Below are 21,562 nucleotides of genomic sequence, written 5' to 3' on the forward strand. Positions count from 1 at the left end.
CGGGGAAGATGTTGCTGAACCACCGCTTTCGGGAGCAAGCCCCCTCCCACAGGTGATCTATATCCGACGTTGGATCGTGGAAACAAAAACGCCCGACAGTTAGCCGGGCGTTTTTTATTGGGCTTCGATCACTCGTGATACTGCGCCGACAGCTCATGCACCGCGCGAAGGAATGCGCCGGCGTGTTCCGGATCAACCTCAGGCGTGATGCCATGGCCGAGGTTGAACACGTGGCCGCTGCCCTTGCCGTAGCTGGCCAGGATGCGCCCGACTTCGGTGCGGATCGCTTCCGGTTTGGCGTAGAGCACGGTCGGGTCCATGTTGCCTTGCAGCGCGACCTTGTCGCCGACACGGGCGCGGGCGTTGCCGATGTCGCAGGTCCAGTCCAGGCCCAGTGCGTCGGCACCAGCCTCGGCGATGCTTTCCAGCCACAGGCCGCCGTTCTTGGTGAAGAGGATCACTGGCACTTTGCGGCCGTCGTGCTCGCGGATCAGGCCGCTGACGATTTTCTTCATGTAGGCCAGCGAGAATTCCTGATACGCCGCCGCCGACAGGTTACCGCCCCAAGTGTCGAAAATCTGTACTGCTTGCGCACCGGCCTGGATCTGGCCGTTGAGGTACGACGTCACCGATTGCGCCAGTTTATCCAGCAGCAGGTGCATGGCTTGCGGGTTGTCGTAGAGCATCGCTTTGGTCTTGCGGAAGTCTTTCGACGAACCGCCTTCGACCATGTAGGTCGCCAGCGTCCATGGGCTGCCGGAGAAACCGATCAGCGGCACACGACCGTTGAGTTCGCGACGGATAGTGCTGACTGCGTCCATGACGTAGCCGAGATCCTTGTGTGGATCAGGGATCGGCAGGGCTTCGATATCAGCCATTGTGCTGACGACTTTTTTGAAACGCGGACCTTCACCTGTCTCAAAGTACAGACCTTGGCCCATGGCATCGGGAATGGTGAGGATGTCGGAAAACAGGATCGCCGCGTCCAGTTGCGGATAGCGGTCGAGGGGTTGCAGGGTGACTTCGCAGGCGAATTCCGGATTCATGCACAGGCTCATGAAGTCGCCGGCGTGGGCCCGGCTGGCGCGGTATTCCGGCAGGTAGCGACCGGCCTGGCGCATCATCCACACTGGGGTGACGTCAACGGGTTGCTTGAGCAGGGCGCGGAGGAAGCGGTCGTTCTTCAGGGCAGTCATGTCGGCATCCGGAAAAAAAGTGCGGGCATTTTCTCAGAGCGCGAGGCAAAAGGCACGGATGTGGGTCAGCCTTTTGTCTATCGGGTCAATTTGTCGCGTTGTCTTGAACACGCAGAAACCAGTGTGGGAGCGGGCTTGCTCGCGAAAGTGGTGGGTCAGTCGACACATCGGGTGACTGATACACCGCATTCGCGAGCAAGCCCGCTCCCACATTTTTGATCGCATTTCAGATTGAAATGTAATCAGACGCCCAGGTAATCGAGGATCCCTTCAGCCGCATTACGCCCTTCGAAGATCGCCGTCACCACCAGGTCGGAACCGCGCACCATGTCGCCACCCGCGAAGATTTTCGGGTTGCTGGTCTGGTGCTTGTACTGACCTTGCTCAGGCGCAACAACGCGGCCCTGGCTGTCGGTCTGGATCTCGAACTGCTCGAACCACGGCGCCGGGCTCGGGCGGAAACCGAACGCGATGACCACGGCGTCGGCCGGGATGATTTCTTCGGAACCGGGAATCGGCTCGGGGCTGCGACGGCCACGGGCGTCCGGTTCGCCGAGACGGGTCTCGACCACTTTGACGCCTTCGACCTTGTCTTCACCGACGATGGCGATCGGCTGACGGTTGTAGAGGAATTTCACCCCTTCTTCCTTGGCGTTCTTCACCTCTTTGCGCGAACCAGGCATGTTCGCTTCGTCACGACGGTAAGCACAGGTCACCGACTTGGCGCCCTGGCGAATCGAGGTGCGGTTGCAGTCCATCGCCGTGTCGCCGCCACCCAGCACTACAACTTTCTTGCCTTTCATGTCGACGAAATCTTCCGGCGACTTTTCAAAGCCCAGGTTGCGGTTGACGTTGGCGATCAGGAAGTCCAGCGCGTCGTAAACGCCCGGCAGATCCTCACCGGCAAAGCCGCCCTTCATGTAGGTGTAAGTCCCCATGCCCATGAACACCGCATCGTACTCGGCGAGCAGTTGTTCCATGGTCACGTCTTTGCCGACTTCGGTGTTGAGACGGAACTCGATGCCCATGCCGGTGAAGACTTCGCGACGATTGCTCAGCACGGTCTTTTCCAGTTTGAACTCGGGGATGCCGAAGGTCAGCAAGCCGCCGATTTCCGGGTTCTTGTCGAACACCACCGGGGTCACGCCGCCGCGCACCAGCACGTCGGCACAACCCAGACCCGCCGGGCCGGCGCCAATGATCGCGACACGCTTGCCGGTCGGTTTGACCTTGGACATGTCCGGACGCCAGCCCATGGCGAACGCGGTGTCGGTGATGTACTTCTCGACCGAACCGATGGTCACCGCACCGAAACCGTCGTTGAGGGTGCAGGCACCCTCGCACAGACGGTCCTGGGGACACACCCTGCCGCAGACTTCCGGCAGGGTGTTGGTCTGGTGCGACAGCTCGGCGGCCTGGAGGATGTTGCCCTCGGCGACCAGTTTCAACCAGTTGGGAATGAAGTTGTGCACCGGGCACTTCCATTCGCAATACGGGTTGCCGCAGCCCAGGCAGCGGTGAGCCTGATCGGCCGACTGCTGGGGTTTGAACGGTTCGTAGATCTCGACGAACTCTTTCTTGCGTTGACGCAACAGTTTCTTCTTCGGATCCTTGCGCCCGACATCGATGAACTGGAAGTCGTTATTCAGACGTTCAGCCATTGTTAAAACCTCATCAAACTCTTCAGGCGCATATCACTGCGGGTTGGCACGAGTGCTGGAAAGCAACGATTTCAAATTGGCAGCCTTCGGCTTGACCAACCAGAAACGACGCAAGTAATCATCGAGGTTCTCGGCGAGTTCACGACCCCACTCGCTGTCGGTTTCCGCGACGTACTCGTTCAGCACGTTCTGCAGGTGGCTGCGATAGGCTTCCATCGCCTCGCCGCTGATCCGCTGGATTTCCACCAGTTCGTGGTTGACCCGGTCAACAAAGGTGTTGTCCTGATCGAGCACGTAGGCGAAACCACCGGTCATGCCTGAGCCGAAGTTGTAACCGGTCTTGCCCAGCACGCAGACAAAACCACCGGTCATGTATTCGCAGCAGTGATCGCCAGTGCCTTCCACGACGGTATGGGCACCGGAGTTACGCACAGCGAAACGCTCGCCAGCGGTGCCAGCGGCGAACAGCTTGCCGCCAGTGGCGCCGTACAGGCAGGTGTTGCCGATGATGGCGCTTTCCTGAGTCTTGTAGACGCTGCCCTTCGGCGGAACGATCACCAGCTTGCCGCCGGTCATGCCCTTGCCGACGTAGTCGTTGGCGTCGCCTTCCAGGTACATGTTCAGACCGCCGGCGTTCCACACGCCGAAGCTCTGCCCGGCGGTGCCTTTGAAGCGGAACGTGATCGGCGCTTTCGCCATGCCCTGGTTGCCGTGCTTGCGCGCGATTTCGCCGGAGATCCGTGCGCCGATCGAACGGTCGCAGTTGCAGATATTCAGATCGAACTCGGCGCCGCTGAGGTCGTTGATCGCCGACGACGCCATCTCGACCATTTTCTCGGCCAGCAGGCCTTGGTCGAACGGCGGGTTGCGCTCAACACCGCAGAACTGTGGCTTGTCCGCCGGGATGTGATCGCTGCCCAACAGCGGCGTCAGGTCCAGATGGTTTTGCTTGGCGGTCTGGCCCTCGAGGATTTCCAGCAGATCGGTACGACCGATCAGCTCTTCGAGGGAACGCACGCCGAGCTTGGCCAGCCACTCACGGGTTTCTTCGGCGACGTAGGTGAAGAAATTCACCACCATGTCGACGGTGCCGATGTAGTGATCCTTGCGCAGCTTCTCGTTCTGAGTCGCGACGCCGGTGGCGCAGTTGTTCAGGTGGCAGATGCGCAAGTATTTGCAGCCCAGCGCGATCATTGGCGCGGTGCCGAAGCCGAAGCTTTCGGCACCGAGGATCGCCGCCTTGATCACGTCGAGGCCGGTTTTCAGGCCGCCATCGGTCTGTACCCGGACTTTGCCGCGCAGGTCGTTGCCGCGCAGGGTTTGGTGGGTTTCAGCCAGGCCCAGTTCCCACGGCGCACCGGCGTATTTGATCGAGGTCAGCGGCGACGCACCGGTACCACCGTCATAACCGGAGATGGTGATCAAGTCCGCATAGGCCTTGGCCACACCGGCGGCGATGGTGCCGACGCCCGCCTCCGCAACCAGTTTCACCGAAACCAGTGCCTGCGGGTTGACCTGTTTCAGGTCAAAGATCAGCTGCGACAAGTCTTCGATCGAATAGATGTCATGGTGCGGCGGTGGCGAAATCAGGGTCACGCCCGGCACTGCATAACGCAGCTTGGCGATCAGACCGTTGACCTTGCCGCCCGGCAGTTGCCCGCCCTCGCCCGGCTTGGCGCCTTGCGCGACTTTGATCTGCAGCACTTCAGCGTTGACCAGGTATTCCGGGGTCACACCGAAACGGCCAGTGGCGACTTGCTTGATTTTCGAACTCTTGATGGTGCCGTAGCGTGCCGGATCTTCACCACCTTCACCGGAGTTGGAACGCGCACCGAGGCGGTTCATGGCTTCGGCCAGGGCTTCGTGAGCTTCCGGCGACAACGCGCCCAGCGAGATACCGGCGGAGTCAAAGCGCTTGAGCACCGACTCCAGCGGCTCGATCTCGCTCATGTCCAGCGGCGTGTCGAGGGTCTTGACCTTGAACAGGTCGCGAATCATCGACACCGGACGGTTGTCCACCAGCGAGGTGTATTCCTTGAACTTGGCGTAATCGCCCTGCTGCACTGCGGCCTGCAGGGTGTTGACCACGTCCGGGTTGTAGGCGTGATATTCGCCACCGTGGACGAACTTCAGCAGACCGCCCTGCTGGATCGGCTTGCGCGGACTCCAGGCTTCGACGGCCAAGGCTTTTTGCTCGGCTTCGATGTCGACGAAACGTGCGCCTTTGATGCGGCTTGGCACGCCGCGGAAGCTCAGGTCGCAGACCTCTTCGGACAGACCGATGGCTTCGAACAACTGCGCACCACGGTACGAGGCGATGGTCGAGATACCCATCTTCGACAGGATCTTGAGCAGGCCTTTGGTAATGCCCTTGCGGTAGTTCTTGAACACCTCATAGAGGTCGCCCAGCACTTCACCGGTACGGATCAGGTCGCCCAGCACTTCGTAGGCCAGGAACGGATAGACCGCCGAGGCGCCGAAACCGATCAGCACGGCGAAGTGATGCGGATCGCGCGCGGTTGCGGTTTCAACGAGGATGTTGGAATCGCAACGCAGGCCTTTTTCGGTCAGGCGGTGGTGCACTGCACCGGTCGCCAGCGAGGCGTGGATCGGCAGCTTGCCCGGGGCGATATGGCGGTCGCTCAGCACGATCTGAGTACGACCGGCGCGCACGGCTTCTTCCGCCTGATCGGCGACGTTGCGGATTGCCGCTTCGAGGCCGAGGCTTTCGTCGTAGTTGAGGTCGATGATCGCCCGTTCGAAGCCCGGACGGTCGAGGTTCATCAGCGAGCGCCACTTGGCCGGCGAGATCACTGGCGAGCTGAGAATCACCCGCGAGGCGTGTTCCGGCGACTCCTGGAAAATGTTGCGCTCGGCCCCCAGGCAGATTTCCAGCGACATCACGATCGCTTCACGCAGCGGGTCGATCGGTGGGTTGGTCACCTGCGCGAATTGCTGGCGGAAATAGTCGTACGGTGTGCGCACACGCTGGGACAGCACAGCCATCGGCGTGTCGTCACCCATCGAGCCAACGGCTTCGTAACCTTGCTCGCCGAGCGGACGCAGCACCTGATCGCGTTCCTCGAACGTGACCTGATACATCTTCATGTACTGCTTGAGCTGATCGACATCGTAAAAAGCCGAACCGTGGTCGTTGTCTTCCATGGTTGCCTGAATGCGCAGGGCATTCTTGCGCAGCCATTGCTTGTACGGATGACGGGATTTCAGACGGTTGTCGATCGCATCGGTGTCGAGGATCTGCCCGGTTTCGGTGTCCACGGCGAAGATCTGGCCAGGGCCGACACGGCCCTTGGCAAGCACGTCTTCCGGCTGGTAGTTCCACACGCCGATTTCCGACGCCAAGGTGATGAAACCGTTCTTGGTAGTTACCCAGCGCGCCGGGCGCAGACCGTTGCGGTCGAGCAGGCACACCGCGTAACGACCATCGGTCATCACCACGCCGGCAGGGCCGTCCCACGGCTCCATGTGCATCGAGTTGTACTCGTAGAACGCACGCAGGTCCGGGTCCATGGTTTCGACGTTCTGCCACGCAGGCGGAATGATCATGCGCACGCCACGGAACAGGTCGATGCCACCGGTGACCATCAGTTCAAGCATGTTGTCCATGCTGGATGAGTCGGAACCGACACGGTTGACCAGCGGGCCGAGTTCTTCCAGATCCATCAGATCGTTGGTGAACTTGGTCCGACGGGCCTGCGCCCAGTTGCGGTTACCGGTAATGGTGTTGATCTCGCCGTTGTGGGCGAGGAAGCGGAACGGCTGCGCCAGCGGCCATTTCGGCAGGGTGTTGGTGGAGAAGCGCTGGTGGAACACGCAAATTGCGGTTTGCAGGCGCTCATCGCTCAGGTCCGGATAAAACGCGGCCAGGTCGGCCGGCATCATCAGGCCTTTATATATGATGGTCTTGTGCGAAAAGCTGCAGATGTAGTGGTCGGTGTCAGCGGCATTGGCCACCGACGAACGGCGACGCGCGCTGAACAGCTTGACGGCCATGTCCTGATCGCTCAGGCCTTCACCGCCGATGTAGACCTGCTCGATCTGCGGCAGACGCTCAAGGGCCAGGCGGCCGAGGACGCTGGTGTCGATCGGCACTTTGCGCCAACCGATCAGTTGCAGGCCTTCGGCGAGGATTTCGCGGTTCATGTTCTCGCGAGCGGCTTCGGCCCTGGCCGGATCCTGGTTGAAAAAGACCATGCCCACGGCATATTGCCGGGGCAGCTCGACACTGAAGGTTTCCTGGGCAATGGCTCGCAGGAACGCGTCAGGCTTTTGAATCAGCAGACCGCAACCGTCACCGGTCTTGCCGTCGGCATTAATCCCACCGCGGTGGGTCATGCAGGTCAGGGCCTCGATGGCCGTCGTCAAAAGGGTATGACTGGGTTCACCCTGCATATGCGCTATCAGGCCGAAACCGCAGTTATCCTTGAATTCATCTGGTTGGTACAGACCTGCTTTCATAGACACTTTCTCACCAGGCTGCCTCTATTCGAGGCAAATTTCTTTTCAATTCAACCACTTGCGATCCGCGCCGAACGTACGCCGGCTTAGCGGGGGCAAAAGGGTGGTCATTGTACACAGCGACACAGAGGCTCACAAATTTGACGACGAACTGTCGCAAATTCATGTCGCATTTGTGAAAGGTTTAAAGCGATATGCTGTGCTAGTCAAAACTTTTTTAAATTCTGACCGCAACGACTCAAAAACTACTGTGACGCAGACACCACAAGGCACGCGGCCTTTTCAGGCGGCGCGCACTCGTGGAGATTTTGAGGTGCCGGGAGAGGCGGCCTGGGTAAGGCCGCCGAATCTTCAGCGAGTTGTTGCCAGTTCCTGTTGGACGCTGGCGACAGTGCGAGGCCAAGGTTTACCAGCCTGAACCTTCGCTGGCAAGGCCTTGATGGCAGAAACGGCCGCATCACGATTGGCAAAGTTGCCGTAGGTGATCACGTAGAGCGGCTTGCCGTTGAGGACTTTCTTGAAATAACGGTATTCGCCGCCCTGCTCTTTGACGAAGTTCTGCGCGGCGGTTTCCGAGCTGGTGCCGAGGATCTGCACCACGTAGTTGCTGGTCGGCTGACCGGCGTACCAGCTGCCACCGGACGCTTTGGCGACGGTGACCGGTTTCTCGGCAGGCTTGGCAGCGGCAACCGGTTTGGCCGGCGCTGGCGCTGGTTTGGCGGCAGGTGCTGGCGCTACTGGAGCTGGCTTGGCCGTGGCGACTTGCGTCGGAGCCGGCGTTGGGGCGGGTTTTGCCGCAGGTACCGGAACCGGGGTCGGCGCAGGACCGGCCGGAACACCGGCAGGCGGTGCGGAAGTGGTCACGGTCGGCGGCGTATCACTGGAGCCTTCCAGCGGAACACCGTCATCGCCTTCGGTGATGCCACCGGCCTCTTCGGCCAGCGGACCGCGCATGACCGGTTGCGAGTTACCGACCAATGGCAACGGCATTGGCTGGGTATTGCCGGCAAATTCGACGGCTGGCGCGCCACCGTTGGCGGCGCCCTGGCCCAGCGGCAGTTGTGCCTGTTCATTGGCCGGAGCACCGGTGGTCGGTGCCTTGCTGCGACCCGGCATCAGCCAGGCGGCGGCGACCGCGACCACAACGACGGCGGAAATCGCCAATACGTGTTTCTTCGGCATGTTGAACCCCATACTTGGACGCTTCACCGCGGAGCGGCTGGCAATCATGACTTCGATCAGAGCATCGCGAGCGACCTGGTTGATATTGCCCGGCCAGCCCTCGGAGCTTTCGTGAATATCAGAGATCTGATCGGCGGTGAAAAGTTCGACACCCCGGCCCGCGCCTTCCAGCCGCTGGTCGAGATATTCGCGGGTCTCTTCTTCGGTGTACGGCTGCAATTCGATGACGTGAAAACGCTCTTCTTCGAGCTGCAAAGCCTCGAGCTGAGCGATCAGCGACGACTCACCGAACAGGAATACATGCGGACGACCTTCCGGCGTGCCCGCGCCCAGCGCCATCAGCGCTTCAAGCGCGGACTCGTCGAGCTGCTCGGCATCATCCACCAGCAGATAGACTTCCTGCCCGGTGAGGGCCAGTTGCACCACCTGCTCCAGAATCGCGCCGACTTCGGCCTGGGCGACATCCAGCGCCTGCGCCACCTGGCGCAGCACGCCTGCGGCATCACCGGCACCACGGGCGGACACCACCACGCTCTGTACTGACTGTTTATTGGTGCTGGCAACCAGCGCCTGACGCAACAGCGTCTTGCCGCTGCCCTGCGGGCCGGTAACCACCAGCAGCAACTGGCTGTAACGCGCCAGATGATGCAGTTGCCCCAGCACCGGTTTGCGCTGGGCCGGGAAAAACTTGAAGCCCGGCACCCGTGGCGCGAAAGGGTCGTGGCTTAACTGGAAATGGCCGAGAAACGCCTCGTCGGCATGCAAACTAGTCATCGGAATCTTATTAACCTTTAAGCTGAGCCAGGGCGCGGTAATCCGCTCCCAGCGTGGCCTGTAGAACCTCTTTCGGATAATCGTCGGTCACTACCGCTTCGCCCATCCGGCGCAGCAGCACCAGGCGCAGACGACCGTCGATCACTTTTTTGTCGATTGCCATGTGTTGCAGAAAATCGGCTTCGCTCATTTCAATCGGCGGAACCACCGGCAGACCGGCACGCTGGAACAGACGAATGCCGCGGTCGCGCTCTGCATCGCTGATCCAGCCCAGCCGCGCGGACATTTCCAGCGCCATCACGGTACCCGCCGCGACCGCCTCGCCATGCAGCCAGACACCATAGCCCATGTGGGTTTCGATGGCGTGGCCGAAGGTGTGGCCAAGGTTGAGCGTGGCGCGTACGCCGGTTTCCTTTTCATCGGCACCGACCACGGCAGCCTTGGCCGCGCAGGAACGCTCGATCGCATAGGTCAGCGCGGTTTGGTCCAGCGCACGCAGGGCGTCGACGTTTTCTTCCAGCCAGGTCAGGAACGGCTCGTCGCAGATCAGGCCGTACTTGATGACCTCTGCCAGCCCCGCCGACAGCTCGCGTTCCGGCAGGGTTTTCAGCGACGCGGTATCGATCAGCACCACGTTCGGCTGATAGAAGGCGCCGACCATGTTCTTGCCCAGCGGATGGTTGATGCCGGTCTTGCCGCCGACCGACGAATCGACCTGGGACAACAAGGTGGTGGGAATCTGGATGAAGTCGACGCCGCGCTGGTAGCAGGCAGCGGCAAAGCCGGCCATGTCGCCAATCACCCCGCCGCCGAGGGCGATCACCGTGGTGCGGCGATCATGCCGGGCGGTCAGCAGACCGTCGAAGATCAATTGCAGGGTTTCCCAGTTCTTGTAGGCCTCGCCGTCCGGCAACACCACCGAGATCACCGAGAACTGCGCCAGGCTGCGGGTCAGACGTTCAAGGTAGAGCGGCGCCACGGTCTCGTTGGAGATGATTGCCACCTGACGCCCGTGGATGTGTGGCGCCAGCAACTCGGGCTGATCCAACAAACCTTCGCCAATATGAATCGGGTAGCTGCGCTCGCCCAGGTCGACCTTGAGTGTCTGCATGTGTCCCCACAGTGAAGATGAAAGCAGGCGTCCTGCCCTGAATTATTGGTGTCCTGCGGCCTGTAGCGGGTATGACGCCGCTCGCCCGCCATCCGCCACACCCTTGGCGGGCTGTGGCAGGACGCCGAGGATAGCGCATTTCGAGCGCTGCTTTAACGGGGAGGAAGCTGCGCCAGACGATCGAGAATGTCCAGCACCACCATGCGCGGCGGCCGTTCGTCGGTTTCCACCACCAGATCGGCAATTTCCCGATACAGCGGATCGCGGATGGCGAGCAGATCACGCAGGGTTTTCGCCGGATCGGCGGTGCGCAGCAAAGGCCGATTGCGGTCGCGGGACGTGCGGCCGACCTGCTGTTCGACGGACGCGTGCAGATATACCACGCGCCCGCCCTCATGCAGGGCCTTGCGATTGGCGTCACGCATCACCGCGCCACCGCCGGTCGCCAGCACCACGCCATCGAACGCGCACAGCTCGGCGATCATCGCCTGCTCGCGATCACGAAAGCCGGGCTCGCCTTCCTTGTCGAAGATCCATGGGATATTGGCACCCGTGCGCAGCTCAATTTCCTTGTCGGAATCTTTGAACGGCAGGCGCAGCTCTTTGGCCAGCAATCGGCCGATGGTGCTTTTGCCAGCACCCATCGGTCCTACAAGTATCAAATTTCGCACAGAATCAACGACTCACAGCAATCGCCTGGTTATTCATGATACGCGGAGTGAGAAATACCAGCAGCTCGGATTTTTTCTCCGAAACCACATCACGCCGGAAAAGGCGGCCAAGATACGGCACATCGCCAAGAAATGGCACCTTATCTACAACCTTGCTCTGAGTATTTGAAAAAACACCGCCGATTACGATGGTTTCGCCGTCGTTGACCAGCACCTTGGCGTTGACTTCGTTTTTCTTGATCGGCGGCACATCCTGCACTTTGTTCAGATAGTCCGGTTCGTCCTTGGTGACCTTGACCTCCATGATGATGCGGTTATCCGGAGTGATCTGCGGGGTCACTTCCAGCGACAGCGAAGCCTCCTTGAACGATACCGAGGTCGCGCCACTGGAACTGGCTTCCTGATACGGAATTTCAGTGCCCTTGAGGATTTTTGCGGTCTCCTTGTCGGAAGTCACCACTTTGGGTTGTGACACGATCTCACCGTTGCCGGTCTTTTCCATGGCCGTCAACTCGAGGTCGAGCAGAACGTTGTCGGTAATGAAGGCGATGCCGATACCGGAGGTGTTGTTGACGGTGCCCATGTCGACGAACGGCGAGTTGGTGCTGGTGCTCCCCGGCGTACCGATGGTGGTCGACGACCCGTTGACCCCTGAGGCGTTCCAGTTGCCCTTGTTTTGAATCGAGCCGCCCCAGCGCACGCCGAGGCTTTTGTCGTAATCGACGTTGGCTTCGACAATCCGCGCCTCGATCATCACCTGACGCACCGGAATATCCAGTTGCGCCACGATCCGCCGCAGTTCGTCGAGGCGATCCTGAGTCTGGTAGGCAATGATGTTGTTGGTTCGCTCATCGACGGTGATGGAACCGCGCTCATCGATTTTCGCCTCGGCACTGGTCACAGACTGGAACAGCTTGGCGATGTCCGCCGCCTTGGCGTAGTTCACCTGCAGCAATTCGCGGCGCAGCGGTGCCAGCTCGGCGATCTGCTTCTGCGATTCCAGCTCCTGACGCTCGCGAGCCGCGATTTCATCGGCCGGCGCCACCAGCAACACGTTGCCGATCTTGCGTTTATCCAGGCCTTTGGTTTTCAGCACCAGATCCAGCGCCTGATCCCACGGTACGTTCTGCAGACGCAAGGTGATGCCGCCCTGCACCGTGTCGCTGGCGACCAGATTGAGGTTGGTGAAATCGGCGATCAGTTGCAGCACCGAACGCACGTCGATGTCCTGGAAGTTCAGCGACAGCTTTTCGCCCACATAGCTGTTGCGGTCAGCGTTGCGTTTTTGCAGGTCGTCCACCGTCATCGGACGAATGCTGACGGTGAGTTTGTTGTCGGTCTGGAAAGTGGAATAGTCGAACGTGCCGCTGGGCTCGACGCTGATCACCGTGCGGTCCCCGGTCACCGCGGCGTTGACGAACTGCACGGGGGTGGCGAAGTCCTTGACGTCGAGGCGCACGCGCAGTTTTTCCGGCAATTGCGTGCGGGCGAAGCTGAGAATGATCTTGCCGTCATGCTCCTGGATGTCCGGGGCGATGGTCGGGTCGGACAGGTCGATCACCACATTGCCCTCGCCCTCCGTACCCCGCTGGAAGTCGACGCCGCGTATGGCGCGATTACGCGGCACGGACGGTTTGGCAGGCGCTGTCGCCGCCGGGGTGGCACGGGGCGCAACCGCCGCAGTGCGCGGCGCAGCAGCAGGCGCGCCCTGTCCGACCACCACGAACAGATTGTTTCCCTCGACTCGAGTACTGTAAGGCGCCAGTTGCGTCAGGCTGACAATCAGGCGCGTGCGGTCTTTGGCTTCCGCCACCGTAGCGGTGCGCGCATTGCCGCTGCCCAGATCAAGCGTCTTGTTCGCCAGCCGGCTGGTGACGCCGGGCAGATCAAGGGCGATCCGCGCTGGCGATTCAGTGGTGTAACCCTTGGGCTGCGGTGGCGGGCCGTCGAACGCCAGCTTCAGTTCGACACGGTCCCCTGGCAACGCCGCTACGTCCAGCGTCTTCAGGTTGGCCGCGAGTACCATCGGCGACATCAGCGCTATCCATAGCGAAAAACCGAGGGTGGAGAAAATCCTGTTCATTATTCGACTTCCACTATGAGTGCTCTTTCAAAGGAATGGTGCGCGGGCGCTCCAGCCAGGCGCCCTGGCCGTCGGGGACAATTTCGATGACATCGACCTGGGTGGCGCTGATGGCGACGATGCGGCCATCGTTGCGCCCCAGGTAATCGCCGACTTTCAATCGATGCACCCCGCCCGCTCCGCGCAACAGCGCAAAGGAACCGGAGGCATTGGCGATCGTGCCGACCATCTCGAACTGCTCGATATTGAAGCCTTCAAGGTATTGCTTGACCCGGGTGGGGTCGGGTTTGACGTTGCGTGAACCGTGCCGCTGCCCGGCCAGATCGACGCGCACCTGCCGCGAAAACGGGCTGCGCAGATTCGCCGCGCTGTAAGTGAATGTCGGGTAAGACCGGAATGTCGGCGTTGGTTCAATCCGGCCGGCCGGGCGCAGACGCACTTCATTGAGATAAGCATCGAGATCACTGAAGTCATCGCTGCCACCGCAGCCCTGCAAAACCAGCAGAGCCATCGACAAGCCGAAAAAACGCAGCGGGGTCATTTCTGCAGCCCCTTGTCGTTATAACGGTAAGTCTTGGCGAGGATACTCATGCGCAGCTTAGGCCCGCCCTCGGGGTTGGCCGGTGCCAGTTCGAAATCATGCAGGGTGACAATACGCGGCAACCCGGCCACGCCGCTGACGAAGGTCGCGAGATCGTGATAGGCGCCGGTGACGGTGATCCGGATCGGCAGTTCGATGTAGAACGGCTGGGTGACTTCCGGCAGCAGCTTGATCTCCTCGAACTCCAGGCCGCTGCCCAGACCGGTGCGCGTGATGTCTTCCAGCAACCCTGGCACTTCGGTGTCGCTGGGCAATTGCCGCAGTAACACGCCGAAGGTGTTTTCCATCTCCTTCATCTGCTGGGTGTACAGCTCGAGATTGGCCGACAGACGCGCCTTGCTGGCGAACTGCTCCTTGAGGGTGATCTCTTCTTCACGCTTGAGGTCGAGCTGATTCTCCATGTCGCTGATGAAAAAGTGGTAGCCAAGCCCGAGAACCAGCACCATCAAAAGCCCTGCGGCAATGACTTTTACCGCGGGCGGCCAGGAGCCGATGTTGCTGGTATCCAGATCGTTGAAGTCGACGCTGCGCAGGCTTTCGAGCCATCCGTTGGGCTTCATCGGTCGTCCTCCCCGACCTTTGGCTGGGTTTGACGAACGGTCAGCTCGAAAGTGTTGGACTGTTCCAGCTGATCGGCCGATGTCGCCTTCACTTCATTCAGGCTCGGGGCGTCGAACCAGTCGGAGGCGTCGAGGTTGCGCATCAGCTCGGAAACCCGGTTATTGGATTCAGCCGCGCCACTGATCGACAGGGTCTTGCCGACCATTCTCACGTCGGTGAAGTACACCCCGTCCGGGAGCGTGCGCGCCAATTGATCGAAGATCCGTCCGCTGAGCTGCCGGTTGCCCTGCAAGTCCTGGATGATGCGCATGCGTTCGACCAGTTGCTGACGGCGCGCCTTGAGTTCGCTGATCTGCTTGATGCGCTCATCGACCTGGGCGATCTGCTTGCCGATGTAGTCGTTGCGCGCCGTTTGCCGCTCAATGGCAGCGCTGATGATCTGATCGGCGATCAGCACCGCGCCGACCGAGCCGACCAGCACGCCGATCAAGGCCAGCAGGAAGCGCTTGCGCCGTTCTTCGCGGCGCTCCTCGCGCCAGGGTAAAAGGTTGATCCGCGCCATCAGTCGAAACTCCTGAGCGCGAGCCCGCAAGCAATCATCAGGGCCGGCGCGTCGCTGGCCAGCGCCCCGGCATTGACCTTGCTGCTCAGGGCCATGTCGGCAAACGGGTTGGCGACCTGGGTCGGGGTGTTCAGGCGCTGTTCGATCAGGCGATCCAGGCCGGGCACCGAGGCCGTGCCGCCGGCCAGCAGAATATGGTCGACCGCGTTGTACTGGCCGGAAGCGAAGAAGAACTGCAACGAACGAGAGACTTGCTGTACCAGCGCCTCGCGAAACGGTTGCAAGACCTCGCTGATGTAATCGTCGGGCAGCCCGCCCTGCTTTTTCGCCAGCCCCGCCTGCTCGACGGTCAGGCCGTAGCGGCGCTGGATCTCTTCGGTGAGCTGGCGGCCGCCGAACAATTGCTCGCGGGTATAAATGATCTTGCCGTTGTGCAGGACACTGAGCGTGGTCATGGTCGCACCGATGTCCACCACCGCGACCGTGAGGCGTTCCTGGGAGGCGGCCAGTTGGGTCGCCAGCAGGCCGAACGAGCGCTCCAGCGCATAGGCTTCAACGTCCACCACGCGCGCGGTCAGCCCGGCAAGCGCCAGCGCTGCTTCACGCACCTCGACGTTTTCCTTGCGACAGGCGGCCAACAGCACGCTGACCCGTTCCGGGTTGCGCGGCGACACGCCCTGGACTTCGAAGTCGATCGCGACTTCATCCAACGGATAGGGAATGTATTGGTCGGCTTCGATCTTCAGCTGGTTTTCCAGCTCGTCGTCGGACAGCCCGGCGTCCATCTCGATGACCTTGGTGATTACCGCCGAACCGGCCACCGCCACCGCCACGCTTTTCAGCCCCGTACGCGCCTTGACCAGCACCCGGCTCAGGGCCTGGCCCACGCCCTCGAGTTCGGCGATGTTCTTTTCGACCACGGCACTGGCCGGCAACGGCTCCACCGCATAGGCCTCGACCCGGTAGCGATTGCCGTGGCGGCTCAGTTCCAGCAGCTTCACCGAAGTGGAACTGATGTCGATGCCCAGTAACGCGTTGGTCTTTTTCTTGAAGAGTCCCAGCACTACCAATTCCCTATGACTTTCCGTGAGTTACGGACTCTGTAATACGCATTGCGTTCCTTCACCCCCGCCTTGACAGAAGCGCCAATGACGCCCACGGCGGAAAAGTGCTTATAATGCCCAGCGATTTTTTCCGCTTTTTACTGCCAGCGCCGGTCGTTTTGTGTGTAGCGCAACCCCGTCGCCAAATTCATTCTTTGCCCTGGATGTCCAAAAGCCTTGATTCGTCTGCTGAAATTTTTCGGTTGGTCCATCGTCGCCGTTTTCTGCGGACTGCTATTGAGTCTCAGCGGCGCGTTTCTTTACCTTAGTCCGGGTTTGCCGTCTGTGGAGGCGCTGAGAAGCATTCAGTTGCAGATTCCCCTGCGGGTCTACAGCAGCGACGACAAGTTGATCGCAGAATTTGGCGAAATGCGCCGAACGCCGATCCGTTTCGCCGACATTCCGCCCAATTTCATTAATGCGTTACTAAGTGCTGAAGACGACAATTTCGCCAACCATTACGGCGTCGATCCAAGCAGCCTGATGCGCGCGGCGACCCAGTTGATCAAGAGCGGGCACATTCAGTCCGGCGGCAGCACCATCACCATGCAGGTGGCGAAGAACTTCTTCCTCACCAGCGAGCGCAGCTTCTCGCGCAAAACCACCGAAATTCTTCTGGCCCTGCAGATCGAGCGACAGTTGACCAAGGACGAGATCCTTGAGCTGTACGTCAACAAGATCTATCTGGGCAACCGCGCCTACGGCATCGAAGCGGCGGCGCAGGTGTATTACGGCAAGTCGATCCGTGACGTCAGCCTGGCGCAGATGGCAATGATCGCCGGCCTGCCGAAGGCACCGTCGCGCTTCAACCCGCTGGCCAACCCGGCACGCAGCAAAGAGCGCCGCGACTGGATCCTCGGGCGCATGTACAAGCTGGGCAAAATCAGCGAAGCCGACTACACCGCCGCGATCAACGAGCCGCTGAACGCCAGCTACCACGTGCCGACTCCGGAAGTGAACGCGCCGTATATCGCTGAAATGGCCCGCGCCGAAATGGTCGGGCGCTATGGCAGCGACGCCTACACCGAAGGCTTTCGCGTCACCACCACGGTGCCGAGCAACCTGCAGGAAATGGCCAACACCGCGCTGCACGAAGGCTTGATGACTTACGACCAGCGTCACGGCTACCGTGGCCCCGAGTCGCGCCTGCCGGGCAAGACCCGCGAGGCCTGGGCCAGCGAATTGACCAAACAGCGCACCATCAGCAGCCTGGAACCGGCCATTGTCACTCAGGTCGACAAGGCCGGCCTGCAAGTGCTGACGCGTACCGGTGAAGAACACGTGGCCTGGGACACCATGAAATGGGCGCGACCCTTCCTTAACACCAACAGCATGGGTCCCAACCCGCGCCAGCCAGCCGATGTCGCGCAGGTCGGCGACCTGATTCGGGTGCAGCGCCAGAAGGACAACTCGCTCAAGTTCAGCCAGATTCCGCAGGCCCAGGGCGCCCTGGTGTCGCTGGATCCGCAGAACGGCGCGATCCGCTCGCTGGTCGGCGGTTTCGCGTTCGAGCAGAGCAACTACAACCGCGCCATGCAGGCCAAGCGTCAGCCGGGCTCGAGCTTCAAGCCGTTCGTCTACAGCGCCGCGCTGGACAACGGCTACACCGCTGCCAGCCTGGTGAACGATGCGCCGATCGTGTTCGTCGACGAGTACCTGGACAAGGTCTGGCGGCCGAAGAACGACACCAACACCTTCCTCGGCCCGATCCGTCTGCGCGAGGCGCTGTACAAGTCGCGCAACCTGGTGTCGATCCGCTTGCTGCAAGCGATGGGCGTGGGCAAGACCATCGACTACATCACCCGCTTCGGCTTCAACAAGCAGGACTTGCCGCCGAATCTGTCGCTGGCACTGGGCACCGCGACGCTGACGCCGATGGAAATCGCCACCGGCTGGAGTACGTTTGCCAACGGCGGCTACAAGATCACCCCGTACATCATCGACAAGATCGAAAGCCGCAACGGCGACACGCTGTTTGTCGCCAACCCGCCGACCGTACCGCAAGGCGGCCCGGCGACCGACGGCATCGCCGCACCGAACACCGAATCGTTCACGGTCAACGCCGCTCCGGTTGCGGGTGAAGCCGCGGGTAATCCAGCGGTGCCGCAAGCGCCGGCAGTGGCCGAACGCATCGTCGATGCGCGCACTACCTATATTCTCAACAGCATGTTGCAGGACGTGATCAAGCTCGGCACCGGCCGGCGCGCGCTGGCCATGGGACGTAGCGATATCGCCGGCAAGACGGGGACCACCAACGAGTCGAAAGACGCCTGGTTCTCCGGTTACAACGCCGATTACGTGACCACGGTCTGGACCGGTTTCGACCAACCGGAAAGCCTCGGTCGCCGTGAGTTCGGCGGCACCGTGGCGCTGCCGATCTGGATGAATTACATGTCGGCCGCGCTGAAAGACAAGCCGCCGCATGTGCAGCCTGAGCCGGAAGGTTTGCTCAGCCTGCGGGTGGATCCGGTCAGTGGCCGTGCAGCGTCGCCGAGCACACCGGGCGCGTACTTCGAGCTGTTCAAGGCTGAAGACACGCCGCCATCGGTGAACGAGCTGGGCAACGGCGTAGTGCCGGGCAGTCCGTTGCCGGCGGATGAACAGGCGCCGATCGATTTGTTCTGATCCTGAACGACTGAAAAGCCCCGCCTTCGTAAGAACTGTGGGGCTTTTTATTGCCTGCCATCCGAGATATTGGCCGACCTGACGCCTTCGCGAGCAGGCTCGCTCCCACAGTGGAACGCATTTCAAGGTGGGAGCGAGCCTGCTCGCGAAGAGGCCCTGAAGAGCACCACAAAACCCTCAGGCATAAAAAAGCCCCGACTCTCACAAGCCGGGGCTTTCGCTTGAAGCGTTACAACGGCTTAGCCGTTGAACACGTCATCCACGCTTTTCAGCGGGTAGTTCTTCGGATACGGCAGGGTGGCCACACCGGTCTCGATCGCGGCTTTGGCCACGGCGTCGGAGATCAGGGTGATCAGGCGCTTGTCCATTGGCTTCGGAATGATGTACTCACGGCCGAATTCCAGCGGTGCACCACCGTAGGCGTCGCACACGTCCTGTGGCACTGGCAGTTTGGCCAGTTCGCGCAGGGCGTTGGCCGCCGCCACTTTCATTTCTTCGTTGATGCGCTTGGCGCGAACGTCCAGGGCACCGCGGAAAATGAACGGGAAGCCGAGCACGTTGTTGACCTGGTTCGGGTAGTCCGAACGGCCGGTGGCCATGATCACGTCGCTACGGGTTGCGTGCGCCAGTTCCGGGGAGATTTCAGGATCCGGGTTGGAGCAGGCGAACACGATCGGGTTCGCTGCCATCGACAGCAGGCCTTCGGCGCTCAGCAGGTTAGGACCGGACAGACCGACGAACACGTCAGCGCCTGCCAGTGCGTCAGCCAGGGTGCGCTTTTCGGTAGCGTGGGCGAACACGGCTTTGTACTGGTTCAGGTCGTCACGGCCGGAGTGGATCACGCCGGTACGGTCAACCATGAAGATGTTTTCGATGCGAGCGCCCATGCTCACCAGCAACTTCATGCAGGAGATGGCGGCAGCACCGGCACCCAGGCAGACGATTTTCGCGTCTTGCAGGGTTTTGCCAGCGATTTCCAGGGCGTTGATCATGCCGGCAGCGGTCACGATCGCGGTGCCGTGCTGGTCGTCGTGGAATACCGGAATGTCGCACTGCTCGATCAGCGCGCGCTCAATCTCAAAGCACTCAGGTGCCTTGATGTCTTCCAGGTTGATGCCACCAAAGGTGATGGAGATGCGCTTGACGGTGTCGATGAAGGCTTGCGGGCTTTCCGAGTCGACTTCGATGTCGAACACGTCGATGCCGGCGAAGCGCTTGAACAGCACGCCTTTACCTTCCATCACAGGCTTGGAGGCCAATGGGCCGAGGTTACCCAGGCCGAGAATCGCGGTGCCATCGGAAATGACTGCCACCAGGTTGCCCTTGCCGGTGTACTTGTAGGCCAGTTCAGGATCGCGGGCGATCTCACGCACTGGTTCAGCTACGCCGGGGCTGTAGGCCAGCGACAGGTCGCGGGCGGTAACAGTGGCCTTGGTGAGCTCGACACTCAGCTTCCCCGGACGAGGATGGGCGTGATATTCGAGAGCGGCAGTTTTCAGATCAGACATTTTGGCATTCCGCTTTTTACTGTTGGACAGACTGGTCAGCGAGGATACGCGCCTCGCAAAGTCCCCACAAGACTGAGCGGTCACCGCTGTCAAGCGCCCGGCCATACGACTTTGGGCCAAGAGCCACGGCGCACAAGGGCTTGACTGTTCACAATCGACTTAAAAAATGTCTACAATTTTTTCGTCAGCGCAAAACCTGCAACATTGCAGGATCGGTCAGCGGAAGCAGCCAGCGCGGCTGTCCCGGTTGTAATCCACCGCGCCGCGAACGATCGACCACCCAGCCGCGCGCCTCGATCTGCTTGCCTTTGAGGGCCTGGAGCCGGGCATTGTCGAATTGTCCGACCAGATTGGGTGCAACGCGCAATACAAGCGCATCGTGCATTTCGATCCAGATTCCGCCGCGATTGCGCTGGACCTTGCTCACACGACCACTGACCACGGCAAAACCCGAGCGCTGAATCTGCTGTGCTTTTAGTACAGGCGACTGGCGCCAGAGACCCAGACCGGCTTGCCGCGCACTGCGCTCGGCGGTCTGCTGGCAGGCAACCAGATCGACATTCGGCGCCACCGCGACCTGAAACCCAAGGCCATCGGCGAGCATTTGCGCCTCGAGGTTGGCGCCTTGCGCACTGTAAACATGCGCCAGGGTACGCCCGTAGTGATCTTTCGCCTGCTTGCCAGGCAGTAAACCGACCCGACCGCCGCTGTCATCCACCAAGGCTTGCAGACGTTTGCGCGCCGCCACCGCGAATGGCTCGTCACTGCGGCCCTGCTTACCCAGTTCCGGCGTGTTGAGGCCGATCATACGCACACTGCGGCTATCGCTCAGGCGCAGCGTGTCGCCATCAACCACGCGCTGCACGCTGACAATGGTCAGCCCTGAGGGCGCTGGACAGAACGCCTGCGCGCCGGACAGCCAAATCGCAGACACAAAAAAGGCGCCCGCAAGGGACGCCTTTTTCATCAGTCCGGAGAAGTCGAGACGACTTTCCAAAATGATCAGCCTCAGGCTTTTTTGCCGACGCCGAAAGTAGCGAAACGGTCTGCGAACTTCTGCACGCGGCCGCCGGTGTCCAGAGTCTTCTGCTTACCGGTGTAGAACGGGTGGCATTCGTTGCAAACGTCGATCGACAGGGCTTTGCCGAAGGTCGAACGAGTTTCGAACTTGTTACCGCAGCTGCAGGTAACAGCAATTTCCGGGTAGTTCGGATGGATATCGGCTTTCATGGTGTCTTCCTCAGGCTAGCGTGCCGCCACCCAACACTATTGTTGAATACCGCACGTAATTAGGCCGCGGATTCTACCAGACCTTTTCAATCACGCAAGCTGTCACCGAGACCGACCGTCTGCTAGGCTCCCGGCCCAATACGCGATTCCCTTGTAGGAGTGAGCCTGCTCGCGATAGCGGTATTTCAGACGACATAAATGTTGAATGACAGACC

Annotated in this window: 15 protein-coding genes; 1 reads left to right on the top strand and 14 read right to left on the bottom strand. The window is 60.8% G+C overall.

Annotation, left to right across the window (positions count from 1 at the left end; translation table 11 throughout):
• Positions 1–128: 128 nt before the first annotated feature.
• From hemE to HU765_RS07805, 11 genes are all read right to left on the bottom strand, one after another.
• Positions 129–1,196 (bottom strand): uroporphyrinogen decarboxylase, encoded by a 1,068-nt coding sequence (gene hemE, locus HU765_RS07755; protein WP_186619626.1) that lies wholly within the window; start codon positions 1,194–1,196, stop codon positions 129–131.
• 242 nt (positions 1,197–1,438) lie between these two features.
• Positions 1,439–2,857: an FAD-dependent oxidoreductase gene (locus HU765_RS07760; RefSeq protein ID WP_007909438.1), complete on the bottom strand. Its 1,419-nt coding sequence runs from the start codon at positions 2,855–2,857 to the stop codon at positions 1,439–1,441.
• 33 nt (positions 2,858–2,890) lie between these two features.
• On the bottom strand, positions 2,891–7,336 hold the full coding sequence (gene gltB, locus HU765_RS07765; protein ID WP_186619627.1) for a glutamate synthase large subunit: 4,446 nt from the start codon (positions 7,334–7,336) through the stop codon (positions 2,891–2,893).
• A gap of 351 nt (positions 7,337–7,687) precedes the next feature.
• A complete protein-coding gene (locus tag HU765_RS07770) occupies positions 7,688–9,292 on the bottom strand; it encodes an AAA family ATPase (protein WP_186619628.1) in 1,605 nt (534 codons plus the stop codon).
• Positions 9,293–9,302: 10 nt separating this feature from the next.
• Entirely contained in the window at positions 9,303–10,403 is a 1,101-nt protein-coding gene (aroB, locus tag HU765_RS07775; protein WP_186619629.1) for a 3-dehydroquinate synthase, read from the bottom strand.
• 152 nt (positions 10,404–10,555) lie between these two features.
• Positions 10,556–11,074, bottom strand: coding sequence for a shikimate kinase AroK (gene aroK / locus HU765_RS07780; RefSeq protein WP_045122260.1), 519 nt, complete (start codon positions 11,072–11,074; stop codon positions 10,556–10,558).
• A 4-nt stretch (positions 11,075–11,078) separates the two neighbouring features.
• Complete coding sequence (gene pilQ / locus HU765_RS07785; protein WP_186619630.1) at positions 11,079–13,157, bottom strand: type IV pilus secretin PilQ; 2,079 nt, start codon at positions 13,155–13,157, stop codon at positions 11,079–11,081.
• A 13-nt stretch (positions 13,158–13,170) separates the two neighbouring features.
• A complete protein-coding gene (locus HU765_RS07790; protein ID WP_186619631.1) occupies positions 13,171–13,698 on the bottom strand; it encodes a pilus assembly protein PilP in 528 nt (175 codons plus the stop codon).
• The gene (gene pilO / locus HU765_RS07795; protein WP_186549539.1) at positions 13,695–14,318 is read right to left on the bottom strand and encodes a type 4a pilus biogenesis protein PilO; all 624 of its coding nucleotides are present in this window, start codon (positions 14,316–14,318) and stop codon (positions 13,695–13,697) included. The genes HU765_RS07790 and pilO overlap by 4 nt, the downstream gene beginning before the upstream one ends.
• Positions 14,315–14,881, bottom strand: a complete 567-nt coding sequence (locus HU765_RS07800; protein WP_186619632.1) for a PilN domain-containing protein — start codon at positions 14,879–14,881, stop codon at positions 14,315–14,317. Before HU765_RS07800 ends, pilO begins: the two co-directional genes overlap by 4 nt.
• Entirely contained in the window at positions 14,881–15,945 is a 1,065-nt protein-coding gene (locus tag HU765_RS07805; RefSeq protein WP_186549543.1) for a pilus assembly protein PilM, read from the bottom strand. Before HU765_RS07805 ends, HU765_RS07800 begins: the two co-directional genes overlap by 1 nt.
• A 216-nt stretch (positions 15,946–16,161) precedes the next feature.
• Between HU765_RS07805 and HU765_RS07810 the strand changes: the two genes are divergently transcribed.
• Positions 16,162–18,609, top strand: a complete 2,448-nt coding sequence (locus HU765_RS07810; RefSeq protein WP_186619633.1) for a penicillin-binding protein 1A — start codon at positions 16,162–16,164, stop codon at positions 18,607–18,609.
• Positions 18,610–18,848: 239 nt separating this feature from the next.
• Here HU765_RS07810 and HU765_RS07815 read toward each other — a convergent pair whose 3' ends face one another.
• From HU765_RS07815 to rpmE, 3 genes are all read right to left on the bottom strand, one after another.
• Positions 18,849–20,117, bottom strand: coding sequence for a malic enzyme-like NAD(P)-binding protein (locus tag HU765_RS07815; protein ID WP_186619634.1), 1,269 nt, complete (start codon positions 20,115–20,117; stop codon positions 18,849–18,851).
• A 184-nt stretch (positions 20,118–20,301) separates the two neighbouring features.
• Positions 20,302–21,084, bottom strand: a complete 783-nt coding sequence (locus HU765_RS07820) for a thermonuclease family protein (protein ID WP_186619664.1) — start codon at positions 21,082–21,084, stop codon at positions 20,302–20,304.
• A 41-nt stretch (positions 21,085–21,125) separates the two neighbouring features.
• Positions 21,126–21,347, bottom strand: a complete 222-nt coding sequence (gene rpmE, locus HU765_RS07825) for a 50S ribosomal protein L31 (RefSeq protein ID WP_186619635.1) — start codon at positions 21,345–21,347, stop codon at positions 21,126–21,128.
• Between the last annotated feature and the right edge of the window lie 215 nt (positions 21,348–21,562).

Origin of the sequence: Pseudomonas sp. SWRI81, assembly GCF_014268545.1 — a bacterium.
GTDB classification, from domain to species: Bacteria; Pseudomonadota; Gammaproteobacteria; order Pseudomonadales; family Pseudomonadaceae; genus Aquipseudomonas; species Aquipseudomonas hamedanensis.